The organism is Algoriphagus sediminis (genome assembly GCF_030403435.1).
GTDB lineage: Bacteria > Bacteroidota > Bacteroidia > Cytophagales > Cyclobacteriaceae > Algoriphagus > Algoriphagus sediminis.
This window is the reverse complement of the sequence record NZ_JAUEPH010000002.1, coordinates 539,730-556,756: the sequence shown is the minus strand read 5'-3', so window position 1 is coordinate 556,756 and position 17,027 is coordinate 539,730. Positions and strand designations below refer to the sequence as shown.

At 40.5% G+C, this 17,027-nt stretch carries 12 protein-coding genes; 2 read left to right on the top strand and 10 right to left on the bottom strand.

The genetic code is table 11. The features are described 5' to 3' along the window. From QVH07_RS05590 to holA, 4 genes are all read right to left on the bottom strand, one after another. Positions 1-879 (bottom strand): hypothetical protein, encoded by an 879-nt coding sequence (locus QVH07_RS05590; protein ID WP_289999168.1) that lies wholly within the window; start codon positions 877-879, stop codon positions 1-3. A 63-nt stretch (positions 880-942) separates the two neighbouring features. Then, a complete protein-coding gene (locus tag QVH07_RS05585) occupies positions 943-2,622 on the bottom strand; it encodes a TonB-dependent receptor (protein WP_289999167.1) in 1,680 nt (559 codons plus the stop codon). Beyond that, on the bottom strand, positions 2,619-5,612 hold the full coding sequence (locus QVH07_RS05580) for a tetratricopeptide repeat protein (RefSeq protein WP_289999166.1): 2,994 nt from the start codon (positions 5,610-5,612) through the stop codon (positions 2,619-2,621). Before QVH07_RS05580 ends, QVH07_RS05585 begins: the two co-directional genes overlap by 4 nt. Positions 5,613-5,628: 16 nt before the next feature. Then, positions 5,629-6,651 (bottom strand): DNA polymerase III subunit delta, encoded by a 1,023-nt coding sequence (gene holA / locus QVH07_RS05575; protein WP_289999165.1) that lies wholly within the window; start codon positions 6,649-6,651, stop codon positions 5,629-5,631. Between the two features lie 119 nt (positions 6,652-6,770). Here holA and QVH07_RS05570 point away from each other — a divergent pair, with 119 nt between their 5' ends. Continuing rightward, entirely contained in the window at positions 6,771-7,481 is a 711-nt protein-coding gene (locus QVH07_RS05570; RefSeq protein ID WP_289999164.1) for a tetratricopeptide repeat protein, read from the top strand. On the opposite strand, the gene QVH07_RS05565 is transcribed toward QVH07_RS05570, so the two are convergent. Both QVH07_RS05565 and QVH07_RS05560 read right to left on the bottom strand, forming a co-directional pair. Continuing rightward, positions 7,473-8,315, bottom strand: coding sequence for a universal stress protein (locus QVH07_RS05565; protein WP_289999163.1), 843 nt, complete (start codon positions 8,313-8,315; stop codon positions 7,473-7,475). The two genes, QVH07_RS05570 and QVH07_RS05565, sit on opposite strands and share 9 nt — an antisense overlap. 9 nt (positions 8,316-8,324) lie before the next feature. Beyond that, positions 8,325-9,245 carry a 2-hydroxyacid dehydrogenase gene (locus QVH07_RS05560; protein WP_289999162.1) on the bottom strand — a complete coding sequence of 307 codons (921 nt, stop codon included), beginning with the start codon at positions 9,243-9,245 and terminating at the stop codon, positions 8,325-8,327. A 113-nt stretch (positions 9,246-9,358) separates the two neighbouring features. Here QVH07_RS05560 and QVH07_RS05555 point away from each other — a divergent pair, with 113 nt between their 5' ends. After that, the gene (locus QVH07_RS05555; RefSeq protein ID WP_289999161.1) at positions 9,359-10,213 is read left to right on the top strand and encodes a DUF2911 domain-containing protein; all 855 of its coding nucleotides are present in this window, start codon (positions 9,359-9,361) and stop codon (positions 10,211-10,213) included. Between the two features lie 26 nt (positions 10,214-10,239). Here the strand turns inward: QVH07_RS05555 and QVH07_RS05550 are convergent, their stop codons facing one another. The 4 genes from QVH07_RS05550 to QVH07_RS05535 form a co-directional block, all read right to left on the bottom strand. Then, entirely contained in the window at positions 10,240-11,943 is a 1,704-nt protein-coding gene (locus QVH07_RS05550; RefSeq protein WP_289999160.1) for a sodium:solute symporter family protein, read from the bottom strand. Positions 11,944-12,045: 102 nt separating this feature from the next. Next, on the bottom strand, positions 12,046-14,502 hold the full coding sequence (locus tag QVH07_RS05545; protein WP_289999159.1) for a PIG-L family deacetylase: 2,457 nt from the start codon (positions 14,500-14,502) through the stop codon (positions 12,046-12,048). A 79-nt stretch (positions 14,503-14,581) separates the two neighbouring features. Further along, positions 14,582-15,709, bottom strand: coding sequence for an acyloxyacyl hydrolase (locus QVH07_RS05540; RefSeq protein WP_289999158.1), 1,128 nt, complete (start codon positions 15,707-15,709; stop codon positions 14,582-14,584). A 99-nt stretch (positions 15,710-15,808) separates the two neighbouring features. Beyond that, the gene (locus tag QVH07_RS05535; protein WP_289999157.1) at positions 15,809-17,014 is read right to left on the bottom strand and encodes a tetratricopeptide repeat protein; all 1,206 of its coding nucleotides are present in this window, start codon (positions 17,012-17,014) and stop codon (positions 15,809-15,811) included. Between the last annotated feature and the right edge of the window lie 13 nt (positions 17,015-17,027).

Here is a 17,027-nt window from a genome sequence, read left to right as displayed (position 1 = left end):
TTAATATTTCAAAATCCATAAAGCTTCTGTGTATTCACTTTTGACGCGTTGAAGCTCAGCATTTGCTGGGGTAAAACCGTTGAATCTACCAATGGCTAGACGATAATTTTCAGAATCTTCGGTAGGGCTGAGCAAGTACAGCTCATTATTTCGGTCCCAATACTTAGAAGCTTCATTTAACGCTAATCGCTCATTAGGCAAACTCCCAACAATAATGAAATATTGTGAAGGACTTGGTTTAGTTTCCACACGGATCAACTCGCCTGGATTATTCTGATCAATAGTTGTACCACTTTCTACATTTTCTGGTACTTCAACTGTCGGATTTTCCTCTACTGCCAAATTTTCAACTGGTCCTTGAGGCTCCGTAGATGAATCTGTGGATTCTGAACCATTGTCTATAGGGGCATCTATTTCGGAATCTGAAACAATCTCACCAGGCCCCTCAGATTCGCCCACTGCTTCAGCCAGGACTTCATCAGAAATAGGAGCAGAAGTATCTACCTTAATCAATTGCCAGGTAATCGCAGAGACAAGCGCCAAACCAATTAAAGCAACCCATAAAACCCAGGATTTCGATTTCCGGGGTATTTCTTTTTTCGGAGTAGCCGGAACAGCTTTTTCTTCAGAAGCTACTATTTGCGAAGTCTCTTCTATTTTTTGAGCCTCTAACTTTTTGGCAGCCATAGCTTTGGCAGCCAAAACCATTTCTTCAGAAGTTTTATCTTCTTTATGAACTTCAGGCTTTTTGGGTTCAAATACCTTTTTCTCCTCCACTTTTGTGGATTTCCTTTTTACTAAAGGAGCGATATCCACAGGGGGTAACCCAAAATCTTTTGGGTCAGTCCAAATATGTTTTGAAGAGTCCTTTTTGGCCATAAGAAAAAAGAAAAACGAAGCTAACCCAATTGTCTAAATACTGTCAAGTATTTAGTGAGAAATTTAGAACTTATACGAAAGTCCACCTACAAGTTGAATCCCTCTGACTGGGTACATTAGCCATCTGGCATTAGAACCGTTGAAAATATTATTTCCTTGAGCAAAGACAGAAAATCTTTCAGTTATGGCAAAGTCAGCTTGAAGCTGAAGATCAGCAATTGTAGGAAGGGTAATGACATTAATGGCATTGCTTTCCTCCAGCATCATGCCTCTGGCCTTTACTCCTCCCATAAAATTTAAATTTGCCTGGATCAAAAGAGATTCGATAGGCCGAATCTGATTATTTATCGATACTTCCCAAACTGGTCGGTGCCAAGCTTCGGATACCTCATTCAATGAATACTGAAATAAATTGATTTCTGAACCTAGCTGATAAGTGTCTGAAATCTTCAGTCCCACCTCCCCTTGGATAGAAATCACTGTTGATTTATCATCGTAAATAATATCAAACTGGGACATTTCATTTGCTGAGTTCACAAAGAAGTAGAGTTGGTTAAATCGATCCACATTCACCGAACCCATGTAATTAAAGACTTCATTGAACTGTCCTTGAATACCTCCTTCAAGGTGATAGTTATTTACTGTATTCAAAATCCTATCTATAGGACCCAGAAAGGGATTTTCACTTACGAAAGAGTGATACGTCTGTCTGTTCACGTCTCCAGAAAACTCAGCAAAAAAGCCAAACTCTTCCGCGAATTGATAATGTGCTTTTAAAGCTGGGAAAATTCTAAAATCACTTGATTTATCCTGAATAGAATCATTTTCAGAAATAATATTTATACCTGCCTCAAAATCAAAATCACCATAACGAAATTCTACAGATGGCCTGATGGAAAAGAAATTTCTGCTTGCTGAATAGTTCAAATTTTCAACATTGGTTCCAGAAAAATTCAATCCTGTTTTGATGGTCCAGTCGTCATTTAATCGGTATTTGACATTTCCACCAAACATGATATCACTCTCTTTGGCTTCATAGCTATCCTCAAAATTTCTAAACCCAACTTTGGCTTCATAGCTCAGCGGGCCTACTTTTTCTATGTCCCTCACTCCTCCATGGATGGAAATTGTATTGAAAACATTGTCCGGTGTCTGAAAATCTGCCGCTTCAAACTCTTCTGGATCAAAACCATAGAAGGAGTATCCATCTTGATTCCAGTGTAATCCTCCGAAAATCTCTACCAAATCCGTGTAGTACGAACCATCAAAACCTGCGTGAGAGTGAGATTCTTTTGACTCTTCTCCTCCAAGTGGTCCTTCGCCAAAACTCTGATGATTCAGCTGAGCAGAAAAGTTAAACTGATCCACTTCTGTAGCCATATACCTTGCTTCAAAAAGTGGAGAAGCAAAATTACCATACCCTGCTTTTACGTAACCCGGATATAGGTCCCTCCTATCCTTTCGATAAACTTTTTGAGCTGCTGTAGTCTCAAGGCTCAAAGGACGAATATTTAAACCATATCGGTTGATTGTGTATTGGAAATCTTCCAATCCTTTTGGCTGGGGTAAAATGGGAAGTTTTTCATAAGCCCTTGGCTGAGTCGGCAAAGTCAAAACCCTGTCCTTTCTGATGATAAACTCCTGATCGGAAACCTCACCTCTTGTTTCTGTTTGAGCCTGAATTTTGGACACCCCAAAAAAGACAATGCCTGCGAGAATAAATATTTTGATCGCCTTTTTCATGATCCCTGCAAATTTTGAAGTTTAGCTTCTGCCATGGCTTTTACCTCTTCGTTTATTGACTTTTCAACGATAGATTCCAATGTGGCTTTGGCCTGAAAATCTTCCCCGGTATCCACATAGTTATCTGCTAGAAGAAGAAACATCCTTCCGTACCAGTAATCAAAGTCCACAAATGGCCCAGAGAAGTCGAAAATCGTTTCGTTCGACTGGGCGTAGTTCTGGGCTTCCCTAAAGTTTAAAGCAAGTAAATAAAGGCCCTCTGCCCCTTGTACCGTTTTGTATTCATTGACCAGTTCCATCAGCGTATCAACGGATTGATCAGAGCGGCCCATGGCTTTCTGTGCTTTCGCCTTAGTCAGAAGTGCATTTGGAGTGGTCTCTGGAAGGATTCCATCCAAAGTCAAAAGCTGATCGGAACTCTGAATCGCTTTACCAAAATTTTGAGTCTCGAAATACGCAATCATCAATCCCTGAACAGCTTCGGCCTCTTCAATTTTATTTCTTGAATTGGCGGCTGCCATCTCCAGATAAGGGATAGCCTCCTGATAATTCTCTCTGGAAAGCTCTATTGATCCAATTCGTTGCATGGCCCTCAGCCTCCTTGGTGACGCTTGTTCACTCTCCAATTTTCTAAAGTTCTCCAGGGCTTTTTCCACCTGATCCGCTTCAAAGTAGCTATCCCCAAGGAAATAGATTGCGTCTACTTTCTGTGCGGAATTTGGATAGCTCCCCAAGTAGTTTTCCAAGGCTGTGATGGCTTTGCTGTAGTTTTTGTCGAAGTAAAGGGCTTTGGCAGCCTCAAATTCCAAAGCCTGTAAACTTCCGCTTGCCGGGTTTGAGGTTTTATAGTCCTCAAGGTAATTTCCAAATTCACTAGACCTACCCTGCAAGGCAAGTGTTTCCTGTAATCCTTTCAAAGCTGTTTCAGAGTTTTCAGAATTCGGGTAATCGCTGAGAATTCGCTGATAATCTACCGCGGTCTGATCATAGTTTTGTAAGGAGAAATTAGCAACAGCTCTGCCTTCTAACGCATATGGTACAAATGGACTACTAGGTCTTCCTCGAATCAAAGATGTGAAAGCATCAACCGCTTGCTGATAATTGGTTTCTTCCAGGTGTACCTGAGCTTTCTGATATAATGCGTCTTCATAATACAGACTATTTGGATAGCCAGAGATCAGTCTATCCAATTGATACAAGGCATCTGCATTTTTACTTTGAAAGTTTTGAACCACTGCTAGTCGGAAATAGGCGTAATCGATTCCTGCATTAGATTCATTTATGGCTCGCAAAAAGGTAGCTTCAGCTTCGGAAAAGCGTTTCTGCACATAGTAGCAGTCTCCAAGCCTCAGAAGTGCATCATCATAATATTGCTTATCCTCTGCGCCTCTAAGCTTCTCGGTATAAAGCTTGAATTGCTCCTCAGCCCTTGGATATTGCTGTGAATTGAAATACGTATATCCTAAACCATAATGAGTTTTTATCAAATATGGGCCAGATGAAGCTGGTCTTAATCTTGTCAATGCCTCATAAGAGCTCGTCGCTGAAGCTAAATCTCCCTTGGCCGAATGAACCTCACCTTCCCAAAACTTAGCGGCCAGCATAAGTTCAGAGTCAACGGGATAGGTCTGAGATTTTTCTAGGTAAGCCAAAGCCGGATTGTACTTTTTATCCCGGTAGTAATTCATCGCCTGATAGAATGCTACTTTTTGGTAGGCTTCTTTGATACGCTCAGATTTATTCGTGATGCGCTCCATTTGTTCCAAAGCCCTCAAGTAGTCACTGGTGTTCATCAAAGCCTGAGATAATAAATCCTCGGCTTGCTGACGATAAATTCCATTTGGATAATTATTCAGGTAATCATCCAGTGCAGTGATTCCTAATTGAAAGCTTCCGTTCTGTAAATTCACCTTGGCGTAATTAATCAGGGATTCTTCTTTCATTTCCTGATTAAAATCGAGTTTGGAGGCAGCGCTGAAACTTGTTGAAGCAAACTGATAATTTTCGAGCTTCACATAGGATTGTCCCAAATAATAACTTGAGGCCTGAGCAATTTCATCATCCCCATTAGCTGAAACCTTTAAGTAATCAGATGCTCTTTGGTAATTTTCGATTTGAAATTGAGCCATTCCGCCTTTATAAACCTCTTCTCTGGAAAGCTCTCCTTTTCGGGAGTTTATAAAGGCATCATAATTTTCAGCAGCTTTGGCAAAGTCTTCTTTTTCATAATAGGCTTCCGCCAAATAAAGATGGATTACTTCCTTTCGATCCAGATTAGTCCCAGAAGAAATCATGGGTTCGGCATAAGAAATCAATTGATCATAGGAGCCCTCCTGATAGTACAATGCAGAAAGAAGATATGGTGTTTTGGTTCGGTATTGGGGACTAACTGATGCTCTTTCGAGATCATTTATTGCTTTGGATGTATTTCCATTTTGCATGGCAATGTATCCACTGTAATAATATGCATCCGGACTAATCTGGGCGTTTAGTGCTTTGGCCTGATCGAAAAATGGTGCAGCCTGGTCTGTTTCCTCTCTCATAAAATGAGCATAACCTTGCTTAAAAAATAGATCTGCTTTCTCTTCATTGCCAAGACCATTTGGATTGACCAGTTTATAGCCTTCCAAGGCCTCCGGATAATTCCTTTTATAGAAGAAGTGATCCCCAAGGTAAAGTCCTGCCGTAGCTACCGATGGATGATTTGGATTATCCAAAATATAGGATTTCATCAAACCCGAACCGTCTGGGCTTTCTAACTCCAAAGCTGATATTGCCCTATGCAATTCAGATGTGTACTCCTGATCGTAATTTGGATTTAGGTCAAGTACTTTGGTGTGATCATATAATGACCCCGCGAAAAGATCTTTTTCGAATAAAAGAAGTGAATTATCTAAAGTTCGCTGAGTACTGGTTTGGTATAGCGTGGATTGGGCGAGCACATTCGCAGCCGTAAGGCACGAAAAAAACAGCACCAGGTAGGTTTTCATAAAGTGGCTTAGCTTTTCAATGCAAAATCTTATAGAGCAACTCTCGGAGGATTTCTCCATCGCGCATACTCACGGAATCTACTCCTTTTAAACGCATGTCGGCCTCCTTGAGGTATGAAAAGACATCAATTATCTTGCCTAAATTATAATTTCTGGCTGCTGATCTATATTCTTTAACAGCGAATGGTGGCACACCTAACTTCCCAGCTAGCTCCCCGTCAGAAGCATTAGGTGAGGTTTGGATTTTCGCCACCCTTGCGAAATAATTGTATAGCAGTGAAAAAAGTGGAATAATCGGATGAGCCTTGGGGTTCTGACTAAAGTAGTTCGCGATCTTATTTGCTTTGATTACATCCTTATAGCCTATGGCACGAATGAGCTCGAAATTGTTATAATCCTTGTTAATTCCAACAAATTGGGAGATGTGATTCACCGTCACTTTGGTCGGCTCCTTAAAATTGATAATCATCTTATCAATTTCATTACTGATTACTTCCAGATTATTCCCAATGGAATCTGATAAAAGCTGGACAGCCCTTGGGTCAATATCATGTTCTATTTCGTTGAAATAGTCTTGGATCCAGTTTGGTATTTTGTAATCCTGAATCTTTTTAGACTCTACGTAGACGGTTAACTTTTTTAATTCCTTTGCCAGTGAGGTCCTCCCATTTAGCTTTTTCTGTTTGTGTCCAAAAACCAGAATCGTACTCGGCTGAGGATTCTGAATATAGTTTATGAGAAGCTTTTGGGAATCTTCTTTTCCAAAATCAGCAAGAAACTGAGCCTCTTTAACCACAACCAGTTTTCTCTCTGCCATCATTGGGAAGCCCCGGGCCTCACCTATGATTTGGCCCATATTACTGTCCTTGCCGTAAATGACAACCTGGTTAAAACTTCTTTCAGCTTCAGGAATCGCATTTTTCTCGATTAACTTTACTATGTAATCAATGAAATAGGACTCTTCGCCTTCCAGAAAATAGACTGGAGCAAATTTTCCAGATTTTAAATCTTTGATTACGCTTTCAGGGCTGTGACTCATTGTGGATTTGGGACTGGGTTTAAAGATAACAGCCACTTGTAAATGATCGCAAAATCCGATTAAACTTTGTGAAGAAAACTATTCCAGGTCTAATTTTGTATTAATAAAAAACAAATAATATGAGCTTCGAAAAGGGTATACAGCAGTACAAGGATGGGAAGTATGAAGAAGCGCTTGAAACCTTCACCTATCTAGTAAAAGAAGACGGGAAGATTGCACAGCATTATCTATTCAGAGGCCGGGTTCTTTCAAGGCTTGGAAAATTTGACGAAGCTCTGGAGGATTTTGATAGAATCACCGCCATGGAACCGTACAACACGGACTGGATGAGTGATAGAGCTGTGGTTCTCCACCTGATGAAGAGAAATGAAGAGGCATTAGTGGAATTTGATCGAGCTGTAAATCTTGATCCGGGTAATCCGTACAGATATAGCAGTAGAGCATTTTTTAAAGACCGAATCGGAGACCTTGAAGGTTCAATCGCAGATTATACCAAAGCCATCGAATTGGATCCTGAAGATGCTGTTGCCTATAATAATCGTGGATTGGTAGAGGAAAAGTTGGGCTACAAACAGAATGCCCAGAGAAGCTTCAAGAAAGCAGATGAGCTCGTTGGATATGACCCTGAAAAAACAAAGCCTAAGGGTAAAGAGAAAAAAGAAACTCACAAAAAAGCCCCTGCCCCTCCTAGCCAGCTTACCGCCCAATCATCTGAAAATAAGCTTTCATTGGGGCACTATTTAAATGTTCTACAATCCATATTCACCGACTCAAAAAGTCGATCTGAGTTCGGGACATTTTTGAAAAATATGTTCACGAAATCAAAATGATTTAATTACCCAAAGTGGGGTACTTAATGAAAAGGCCAATTTCTTCGAAAGGCTTCGATCAAAAAGACGATCCCAAACAGTCTGGGGAAAACTAAGTGTAAATAATATTCCCACTTTTTCATTTTCGCAGTAATCCTGGATACTTTCTACAAGGGAATCTTCAATTGGGAATAGCTTAAAATTCAGTTCTAAATTTCTGGAGAAAGGCTTCAATTCTTCCTGCATTTCAGAGTTCAAAAAGCGGTTTCTTTCATTTATCTTCCTTTCGAAGTGGACCACATCTAGAGTTGATTTGAAGAAATTAGCTACATCACCAACTTTCTGAATGGCTATTTTATCCTCTTCAAGGTAATCCTGAGCGTAGGCAATTTTCTCCATTTCCTTGAAATAAGAGGCTCTTGGAATCACCAGCACATCTTTTTCTGAATTATCGACAATTTGACTGGCCCGGGAACCCATTTTTCCAGAACGGTTACCATTCACTCCATCGGTTCCTATCACGATCAAATCATAGTTCCCGTCTTCTGCAATTCCACAAACGGTATCTACAATTCTCCCCTGAATGATCAAGGTATCACAAGTAGCTAATCCCTTCGGAATGGATTCTTCAACCACTGCTACCTTTAGGTTTTCGAGTTTGGTTTTGATGAATTGCTCCTGCTTTTTACTATCAGTTTCACCGGGAAATAGCTTAAAATAATCCTCCGAATTTACAACGTGTACCAAGGTCAATTGGGATTGATACAGCTCCCCTATCCTTGCAGCGAATTCTATGGCATTCAGTGAGCAATCTGAAAAGTCAACAGGACAAAGAATTTTGTGATTTGATTTCATATGGATGTTTTAATAGCCTTTTTCTCTGTCTACTAAATTAAGCAATTCCTTCCCTTCTTTGAGCCTATCCAGATTTTCTAGCACTTGCGGTGCAGCGGCTTTCGGGTTGGTCACACTTGCAATGTGTGGAGTAAATTGAATCTTTTCATGAGCCCAAAAAGGATGATCTTTAGGAAGAGGTTCCACACGATACACATCTAATAGTGCCCCCGACAAATGCCCGGAATCCAAGGCCTCTATCAAATCTTCATCAACAAGATGCTTACCCCTAGCCACATTGATAATGTAGGTCCCGGGGTTACACTTTTCAAAAAGTTCTTTATTGAGAATGTCTTCCGTATCCTTGGTTAGCGGTAGTAAACAAATGAGGACATTAATCTCATTCAGAAACTCTTCTAATCTATCTTTTGAATAATAAGGATAATCCAGCCCTGTCTTTTCAGAAAATCCATAACCCAAAACCTCAAAATCCATATAACGCAGCTTATCTATCACATCCCCACCAAGAGCGCCCACACCCATAACTCCAATGGTAACCGGAATTTCAGGGTTGGACATATCCCAGACCTTTTCTTTTTGGTCCTTCTGGTACCTCTTGATTTGGCGATGAAAATTCAAAACTCCCATCACGACATAATTTGTCATGGACCATGTCAATTTTTCATCGACTATCCTTACTATCGGAACCTCCGAAGGTATTTCCTTATCCGTCAGAATATGATCCACTCCAGCTCCCATGGAACTTACGAGTTTAAGGTTTGGAAATTCTGACAGAATACCCGGGGGATGCTGCCAAACCATGACTGCCTCCACTTTTTCAGGATTATTAATATTCGGGTAGACTTGAATGTCTAAATCTGGCTTTTCTTTTTTGATCACATCGATCCATTCCTTAGGGTCTCGTCCCGGACTAATGATAGCTAAACTCATTGGTTATTATGGTTCTATTTTTGTTTAAATTAGGGCCGCTTTGGGGATTTGTTTTGTAACAAATCATTCCCCAAAATAATTACAGTAATATGAGAAACTAAGATTCCAACTTTATGAAAATTTACCAAAAAACCCTTCTATCAGTATTTATCTTTTTTTTCGGAATTAGCCTTGTTGCTCATGCCCAGCTAAATATGCCACAGGCTTCTCCATCTGCAAGACTAGCCCAAAAAGTGGGCTTAACGGACGTTACAGTGGATTATAGCAGACCAAGTATGAAAGGACGAAAGATATTTGGAACCCTTGTTCCATATAACGAAGTCTGGAGAACTGGAGCAAATGCAGCCACCAAGTTAAACTTCTCTACCGAAGTGGAAATAGGTGGAGCAAAATTACCAGCTGGTTCCTACGCTCTTTACAGTATCCCTGGAAAATCCGAATGGACCATTATTCTTTCCAAAAACACAGAACTCTGGGGAGCCATGGGTTATTCGGATGCTGATGACGTTGTTCGCTTCAAGGTGAAACCTTCCAAGACTGGAAAGAAATATGAAACCTTTGAAATCACATTTAACAACATGACCGATAACAGCGCTGACCTCTCCATGAAGTGGGAAACTACTCGGGTTGATTTCAAAATCAGCACAGAAGTCGATCCGATAGTAATGGCGCAAATTCAGGAACAGGTAATTGATGCAAAAACCGATAACCCAAGTCTTCTTTATTCGGCTGCCAGCTACTATTACAACAATGAAAAAGATCTTGATCAGGCATACGAATGGATCACCCAGTCAGTAGAAAGCGATCCTAAATATTGGACCATGCACCTTAAGGCAAAAATTGAATTGGGTTTGGATAAGAGAACTGATGCTTTGGCCTCGGCTGAAAAATCAGCAGAAATGGCAGAAGAAGCTAACAATCCAGATTACGTCCGACTAAACGAAAGACTTATGAAGTCCATAAAATAAGAAAAAGGCCTCCTTCGAGGCCTTTCTTATTTTCTACTCAGGCCTTGAATGATCAAAGCAAAAAGCATCACACTAAGGCAACCAATCGCGTTGTACCAGAGATAGCCGATATTCCAGTGGAATCCAAAGAGTCCTTCTCCATTCCTGAAATGGATCAGGAGGATTAAAGCTTCGGAAAGAACAGCTGAAATAAAAACCGCTCTGCCCTTGACCCATTTCATGAAGAAACCTACCAAAAATATCCCCAGAATGGTTCCATAAAAAAGTGAACCAAGAAGATTGACAGCCTGAATTAAATTTTCAAATAATGAGGCGTAGGTAGCAAAAAGGATGGCCCCAAGCCCCCAAAATGCTGTGAATGCTTTCGAAGAAAGTAAATAATGACGGTCAGAAGATTCTTTTTTGATGGAACGCTTATAAAGGTCCACGGTAGTGGTAGAACCTAAAGCATTTAACTCAGAAGCAGTAGATGACATGGCCGCAGAGAAAATCACCGCGAAAAGCAATCCGATTATTCCAGTTGGCAAGTTATCCATCACGAAACGCATAAATACGTAATCTGTATCTCTGGTTTCTGCTACAGGATCATTTTTAAGGATTAGTTCTTTAACCTCATCTCTGATCTCTTCTTGTTCGGTTTTAAGATTTTGAAGTTCTTCCTGAATTTGAGTTTCTCTGGCCTCATCCTTTGCATCAATTGCAGATAGCATTTCGAAATAGGAGGCTTTGCTTTCCTCAAATGCCATTGAATATTCTGATTCTAGCCTCTCAAACTCCTCACTATATTCACTATTCCGAAGATTCTCAGTTTGTACAGAGTTAAATACAACAGGAGGCTGGTAAAACTGGTAGAAAACGAAGACCATCACCCCTATAAAAAGAATGACAAATTGCATGGGGATTTTCAGAAAGCCATTCATAATTAATCCCATTCGGCTTTGAGACAAAGTCTGTCCCGAGAGATATCGCTGAACCTGGCTTTGGTCCGCACCAAAATAAGAGAGAAAAAGAAATAGTGCCGCAGTAACTCCAGACCATACATTATACCGGTCTGAAACATCGAATTCAAAGTTTATGATGTTAAGTTTATCCATTTTACCTGCCACATGAAGAGATTCCTGAAAGGGAATAGGTAGCATTTGAATCACAATAACACCAGCCAGAATCATCCCACCCATCATCACAGCCATTTGCTGTTTCTGGGTAATGGACACCGCTTCGGTTCCTCCACTCACAGTGTAAATAATAACCACTGCTCCGATCAAAATATTAGTAACGGTCAGATTCCACCCAAGCAGTGTAGACAAGATTATTGCAGGCGCATAAATCGTTATACCAGCTGCTAAGCCTCTTTGGATAATGAATAAAAGTGCGGCTAAGGTTCTGGTCTTTAAGTCAAAACGATCTTCCAGATACTCATAGGCAGTGTAAACTTTGAGTTTATAGTACATCGGAATGAATACCACGGATATGATAATCATTGCGATAGGAAGCCCAAAATAGAACTGAATGAAACGCATCCCATCCTCATAAGCCTGACCAGGCGTACTGAGGAAAGTAATAGCAGAGGCTTGTGTAGCCATGATTGAAAGACCTATGGTCCACCAATTCATAGAATTCCTGCCCCTTAAATAAGAATCAAAGTCTTTGGGACCATAGGTTTTGTAGACCCCATAACCTGCAATCAAACCGAGAGTCCCGAATAGAACGATCCAATCTAAAGTACTCATGAATAAGATTGCATCAAAAGGTAAAACATAGCTATGAGCCCGACCAGCGCAATTACGAGACCGATGTATAATCTATTCCACTTGATTGGCTTCTCTTCCACTTTATTGTTCTATCATATTTACAAATAATTTGGTTGCACCGGCTACTCCTGCTGGTAGCTGTCTGAAGAAGGAAATTCCAGTATAAATAAAGGTTCCTTCTCCGTATTTGGCATATAGCAAAGAACCATTCGTTGGGTCTTCACCAGGTTCATTTAACACTAACGGAGTATCGTACTGATCGGCCATCTCTCCTACAAAGTACAACCCTCGCTCCTGAACCCAACCATCAAAGTCCTCTTTTTCTATTTGATTCGGATAAGAAAATACAGGATGATTTTCCTCGAAAACAACTGGAGACTCCTGAACAGTGACTCTCGTTCTACTCAATTCAAAGTCAAAAGGACCTAACTTATCCGTCAGCAATCCTCCAGTAGTGTTGTATTGGGTCACTACTGTACCGCCTGCTCTTACGTAGCCCATGAGTGATTGTTGGTTTTCAACCAAAGCTGGGTTTGTGTTATATGCGCGGATACCAACCACCACAGCTTTGTATTGACTGAGATTTTCAACAGTCAAATCTGATGCGTCAATCATATCTACATCATAACCCAAGGCTTCCAAAACCTGGGGAACATCGTCTCCAGCTCCTTCAATGTACCCTATCCTTTCCCGCGAAAGCTCCCAATCAGCCTTGATAAGATTAACTGATGCTGGCCGGAAATAGGTCAAATTAGGAATATGCTTATAGGAAATTCGCTCCGTGGTTTGGCCAAAGGCCCGAGAGTCACCTGTTATATATTGAGCGGTGGCGATTTTACTTTCTAAAACATCCGATACAAACGCCACCTGATAGTTCCGGGTTTTTTGTGCTTGTAAATCAGTGATTTCAAGAATTCTATATTCATCATCGTTAAGGCCCTCAAACCTCAACTCTCCATCCAGCATTTCATTTTGGAAAGCAACCGAAACTGTAATTTCAGGTTCCTGTCCCGGAAGAAGAAAGATATTCTCTTTGGATAAATTTAAATTCACTTCCGGTACAACGGTCACTGGCTGCTGAATTTCACCATCTACCCTATCATTGTATTTGTACATCAGAGGTACCTGAAATTCAAATTTTTGGCCGGAAAAGGTAAATGCCAGATTCCCTGTGATATTGGGATCATTAAATGGCTTTCCTATTAAATTCTGATCATCCACATCATACATGGCTCCATCGATGGGTTTCTCGAGCCAGTAAGGTTGTGAGTAAGGATAATCCCTCGGAAGGGTAATTGTGATGTTTTGGCGGATAGTGACATTATCCTGAGCCGAATTTTGATCGGTCAAAAGGTTCGAGTCAAACAAGCCCAAACTCACATCTCGTAGGGGGTCTGGGCTTGGATTATTTAGGATAAGTTCAAGTTCAAGAGTATCTCCGGGTGAAACCAATTCCACATCCATATTCAACTCCATTTCAATTCCAAGAAGCGCCATGATTAAATGATCAACCTGAACTCTTTTTTCATTAAGCCATAATATGTCTGACGGTTCCTTTGCCAATTCTTGTTTTATTTCGAGCATTACTGGAACATTATTCCATGGCTCTAAAAAATCAAACTCCTCAAGGGCTGTTTCTAGAAGTTGCTCAATTTTTTCACCGTTGGTAATGGTCGTCCATCGATTAACTACACCTTCAAAAGCAGAGTCCTCAAACGGCTCACCTTTTAGGAATTGTAAATAATCTACGGCCTTTCCTATTCCCGGAGTAGATCCAAAGCCTTGAGACTTATGCATTGTTCTACTGTCAGAGGCTATCTGGCTGTATGTTTCTCCCAGCAAATGATTAAAATCTCCGACTGGAAACTCATCGTATTGCTCATTTTCCTCCTTTTCGAATCTCTGTCGAAAATTGTATGCATTCCAAAAAATTCGCTTGGGTTGCCAGGTTTCTACATTTTGAAGTTGCTCTGGAAAAGCATTCGGGTCAGCAGCTAATTCAAAGGCCTCTAAGGAAAGAATGGCAGAAGTGGTGTGATGACCATGGGTAATTCCAGGAGTAGTATTAAACCTGTTAATAATTATGTCTGGTCGAAATTTTCTGACAGTCCAAACCACATCTGAAAGTATTTCTTCTTTGGTCCAGTTTTTAAGGGTTTCATCTGGGTTTTTACTAAATCCGAAATCAGTAGCTCGGGTAAAAAATTGCCTTCCTCCATCTGTACTCCTGGCTTTTAATAATTCCTGGGTTCGTATTTGACCAAGTTCTACTCCAAGCTGAGGTCCTAATAGATTTTGTCCCCCATCTCCTCGGGTAAGGCTCAAATAGGCCACTTCTGCGTGCAAACCATTACTTAGGTAAGCAATCATCCGCGTGTTCTCATCATCAGGGTGAGCTGCTACATAGAGTACTCTTTTCGTCTCTTTAATACCCAACAGCTCATGATAAAGCTTCGAAGAGGGTTGTGATTGCGCAAAAAGGCTGAAAATGACTGTGGAGAAATAGAGCGTGAACGCTCCCCGTATCCAAATTTTCAAGGCAGTTTTAGGTTTAGAATTCTTTGAAAGCTATAACAGCCCTGAACCAAATAAAAATTATTTATGATTAGCGGAAAATTTACTTCCTGGCGGGGCGGATGTATTTGATTTTTCCAGGAAGGGTATAACCAAAGGTAAATTCAAAAAAATCAGCTTTGGCCTTATGGGCCTTTATGGTCATACCTGTGAAAAAGCCGGATTTGGTTCTCCACCTCACACCAATTCGCTCATAATATTGTGTGATCTCTTGGTTTAAGTCTGTTCTATGAATATAAACACCCAAGGCTATGGGTACATAAAGCTGCTCGGTAAGCTTCCATTCCCAGGACCCCACGATGGCGAAAGAAGCCTTATCCCCGAAATTAAAATTCCCATCAGGGAATCTGCTTTCCAGACCTGCGGCATAAAACATATCAACTCCTAGACCCAGTCGATATTTATATGAGGCTTCCCACAAATAATTCACTCCTAAACCCCCTCTAAAATAGGATGGGTCCCCTATTTCATAATTCCTTACACCAGTGTACACAGCAAAATTCCAAAAACCTCTCTTTTCTAAGTCAGGGTAATCAGGAATTCTATTTTCGTCAGAAATACCTGGGCCCAGATAACTCCGAAGTCCTATACTTACTGGTACCATATTCAGACCCTTATTTGGTTTTGTAGATGCCCCATTTGAGAAATGTTTTAGTCCAACGGAGGTAGTCAAATCTAGGGTTTTGCTGATTTTATAACTGGCATTCAGTCCAAGGTGCACATAGGCATTCACCCTCGTACCCAGGTAATTATTTAAGGGATTTGTTACTTCATTGAATGGGTTGGCGTTAAATCCTATACCAAACTGACCAAACATTCCAAATCTTAATCTTTTTTGATCAGTATACCTTTCAAAAGGTATGTCCATATAAGTATAGATAGCCATAGGCCTGCCTATCTCTTCAAAATAAGGTAAGGCAGTAGTAAAGCCGAATCCCATAGTAGGATATCTATAGAGATGGTCCGTGTAGTTTGGCCTTAGTCTTTTCCAGCCAAGTTTCACATCTATAGCTCTGAATTCGATGATTTCATTGAGAGTATTTGACCAATCTTCGCCGGTTCCTGTGAATGGACCTGACTCATAGGAAAAGTTGATGGACTTCTGGAATTTGTTTTGTCCGAAGGCTTGAAAACTTAAAAAAAGAAGAAATAGAGCAGCGATCCTTTTCACTAATCCTTATCAATTGAATTACCCAAAATTAGTCAAAGAGATTTATTTCATAAAAAAAGGCTGACCTTTTGGCCAGCCTTACTTTACGATTTCTCTGAATTAGTTTTCCATCCAATTTGGCCCAAGAAGCTCTACCAGCTTTGCATTGTATTTCTCAGCATCTGCCTCATTTTTCAATCGAGTGTGAATCTGGAAAAGAACAATCATTGTATTGGTATCCTCTGGTTTTTGAGCAAGAGCACGCTCAAAGTAAGGAACTGCATCCTCATAATACTGATTAGCCTCCTTGCCCATGGACTCGGATCTTTTCTCCCACTCCTCATCCGAAAGATTATTAAGTTCTGCCAAGATCTCTCTAGACCTATCTACCATCAAGGCTCCTGTATAGTAATTTCCTTCATAAAAATCAGGGTCAATTTCTACAGTCTTCTTATAGTCTGCTAATGCACCTTCTATATCTCCAGACTGCTCCTTCAAGTATCCAGATCTCAAAAGAATACCTGTATTTTCCGGATCATTCTTAAGAGCCTCCTTAACTGAAGCCATCGCCTCATCTAGTTTATCAAGTTGAAGGAGAAGTTGAATTTCGTATTCAGCCAGCCCTTTGTCACTAGGATAATCCTCACGACCTTGTTGAACTATATCGTATGCTGCTTCAGGGTTTCCTTCTGCGCTTTCAATTTGTACAAGGTTGTAATAAGCATTAAGCTTGTTGTACTCCGGTATATCTAAAAGAATGTTGAAGTGTTTTCTGGCGTCTTCAGTTCTTCCTAGATCATTTGCAAGGAAACCCGCATTATAGTGTACTGTAGTATCCGAAGGGTCAACTTCTCCGGCAAGGTTAAAGAACTCATAAGCCATCTCGTAGTCGTCGGAGTTGTATCTCTCCACTGCTTTATCAAATGCAGTATTTTTTAGGGTGAAGATAGAATAGGGTCTTAGGTTATCTGGTACTCCCAGCATATCTTCTGCATAGATATCCTCTCCTACTCCATCCGTCTTATCTGAACCTCCTTTTTCAAAAGCTGATACAAATGACTCGTAGGAACCTTTTCCAACTTCCAAATTTCCCATAGTATTAGTAGAATCAGTTCCAAACATTTTCAATTGGATCTGAGCCTTAAGGAGCATCACTTCTGGATCATCCATGGTCTCAGCATTTTCTAATGCCATATTAATATTGGTAAGAGCAGATTCAAGCTCCCCCTTTTTATAGTCCTTTTCAGCATCCCTTACTACCTTCTTTTGGCCAAATACCAAAGCAGAAGTAGCTACTAGGGCAAGTGTTAAGATTAGCTTTTTCATCTTAGTTTGTTAT

Bases quoted from the DNA above. Each gene is read 5' to 3' on its own strand.
- QVH07_RS05590 (WP_289999168.1), bottom strand. From the start codon at position 879: ATGGCCAAAAAGGACTCTTCAAAACATATTTGGACTGACCCAAAAGAT.
- QVH07_RS05585 (WP_289999167.1), bottom strand. From the start codon at position 2,622: ATGAAAAAGGCGATCAAAATATTTATTCTCGCAGGCATTGTCTTTTTT.
- QVH07_RS05580 (WP_289999166.1), bottom strand. From the start codon at position 5,612: ATGAAAACCTACCTGGTGCTGTTTTTTTCGTGCCTTACGGCTGCGAAT.
- holA (WP_289999165.1), bottom strand. From the start codon at position 6,651: ATGAGTCACAGCCCTGAAAGCGTAATCAAAGATTTAAAATCTGGAAAA.
- QVH07_RS05570 (WP_289999164.1), top strand. From the start codon at position 6,771: ATGAGCTTCGAAAAGGGTATACAGCAGTACAAGGATGGGAAGTATGAA.
- QVH07_RS05565 (WP_289999163.1), bottom strand. From the start codon at position 8,315: ATGAAATCAAATCACAAAATTCTTTGTCCTGTTGACTTTTCAGATTGC.
- QVH07_RS05560 (WP_289999162.1), bottom strand. From the start codon at position 9,245: ATGAGTTTAGCTATCATTAGTCCGGGACGAGACCCTAAGGAATGGATC.
- QVH07_RS05555 (WP_289999161.1), top strand. From the start codon at position 9,359: ATGAAAATTTACCAAAAAACCCTTCTATCAGTATTTATCTTTTTTTTC.
- QVH07_RS05550 (WP_289999160.1), bottom strand. From the start codon at position 11,943: ATGAGTACTTTAGATTGGATCGTTCTATTCGGGACTCTCGGTTTGATT.
- QVH07_RS05535 (WP_289999157.1), bottom strand. From the start codon at position 17,014: ATGAAAAAGCTAATCTTAACACTTGCCCTAGTAGCTACTTCTGCTTTG.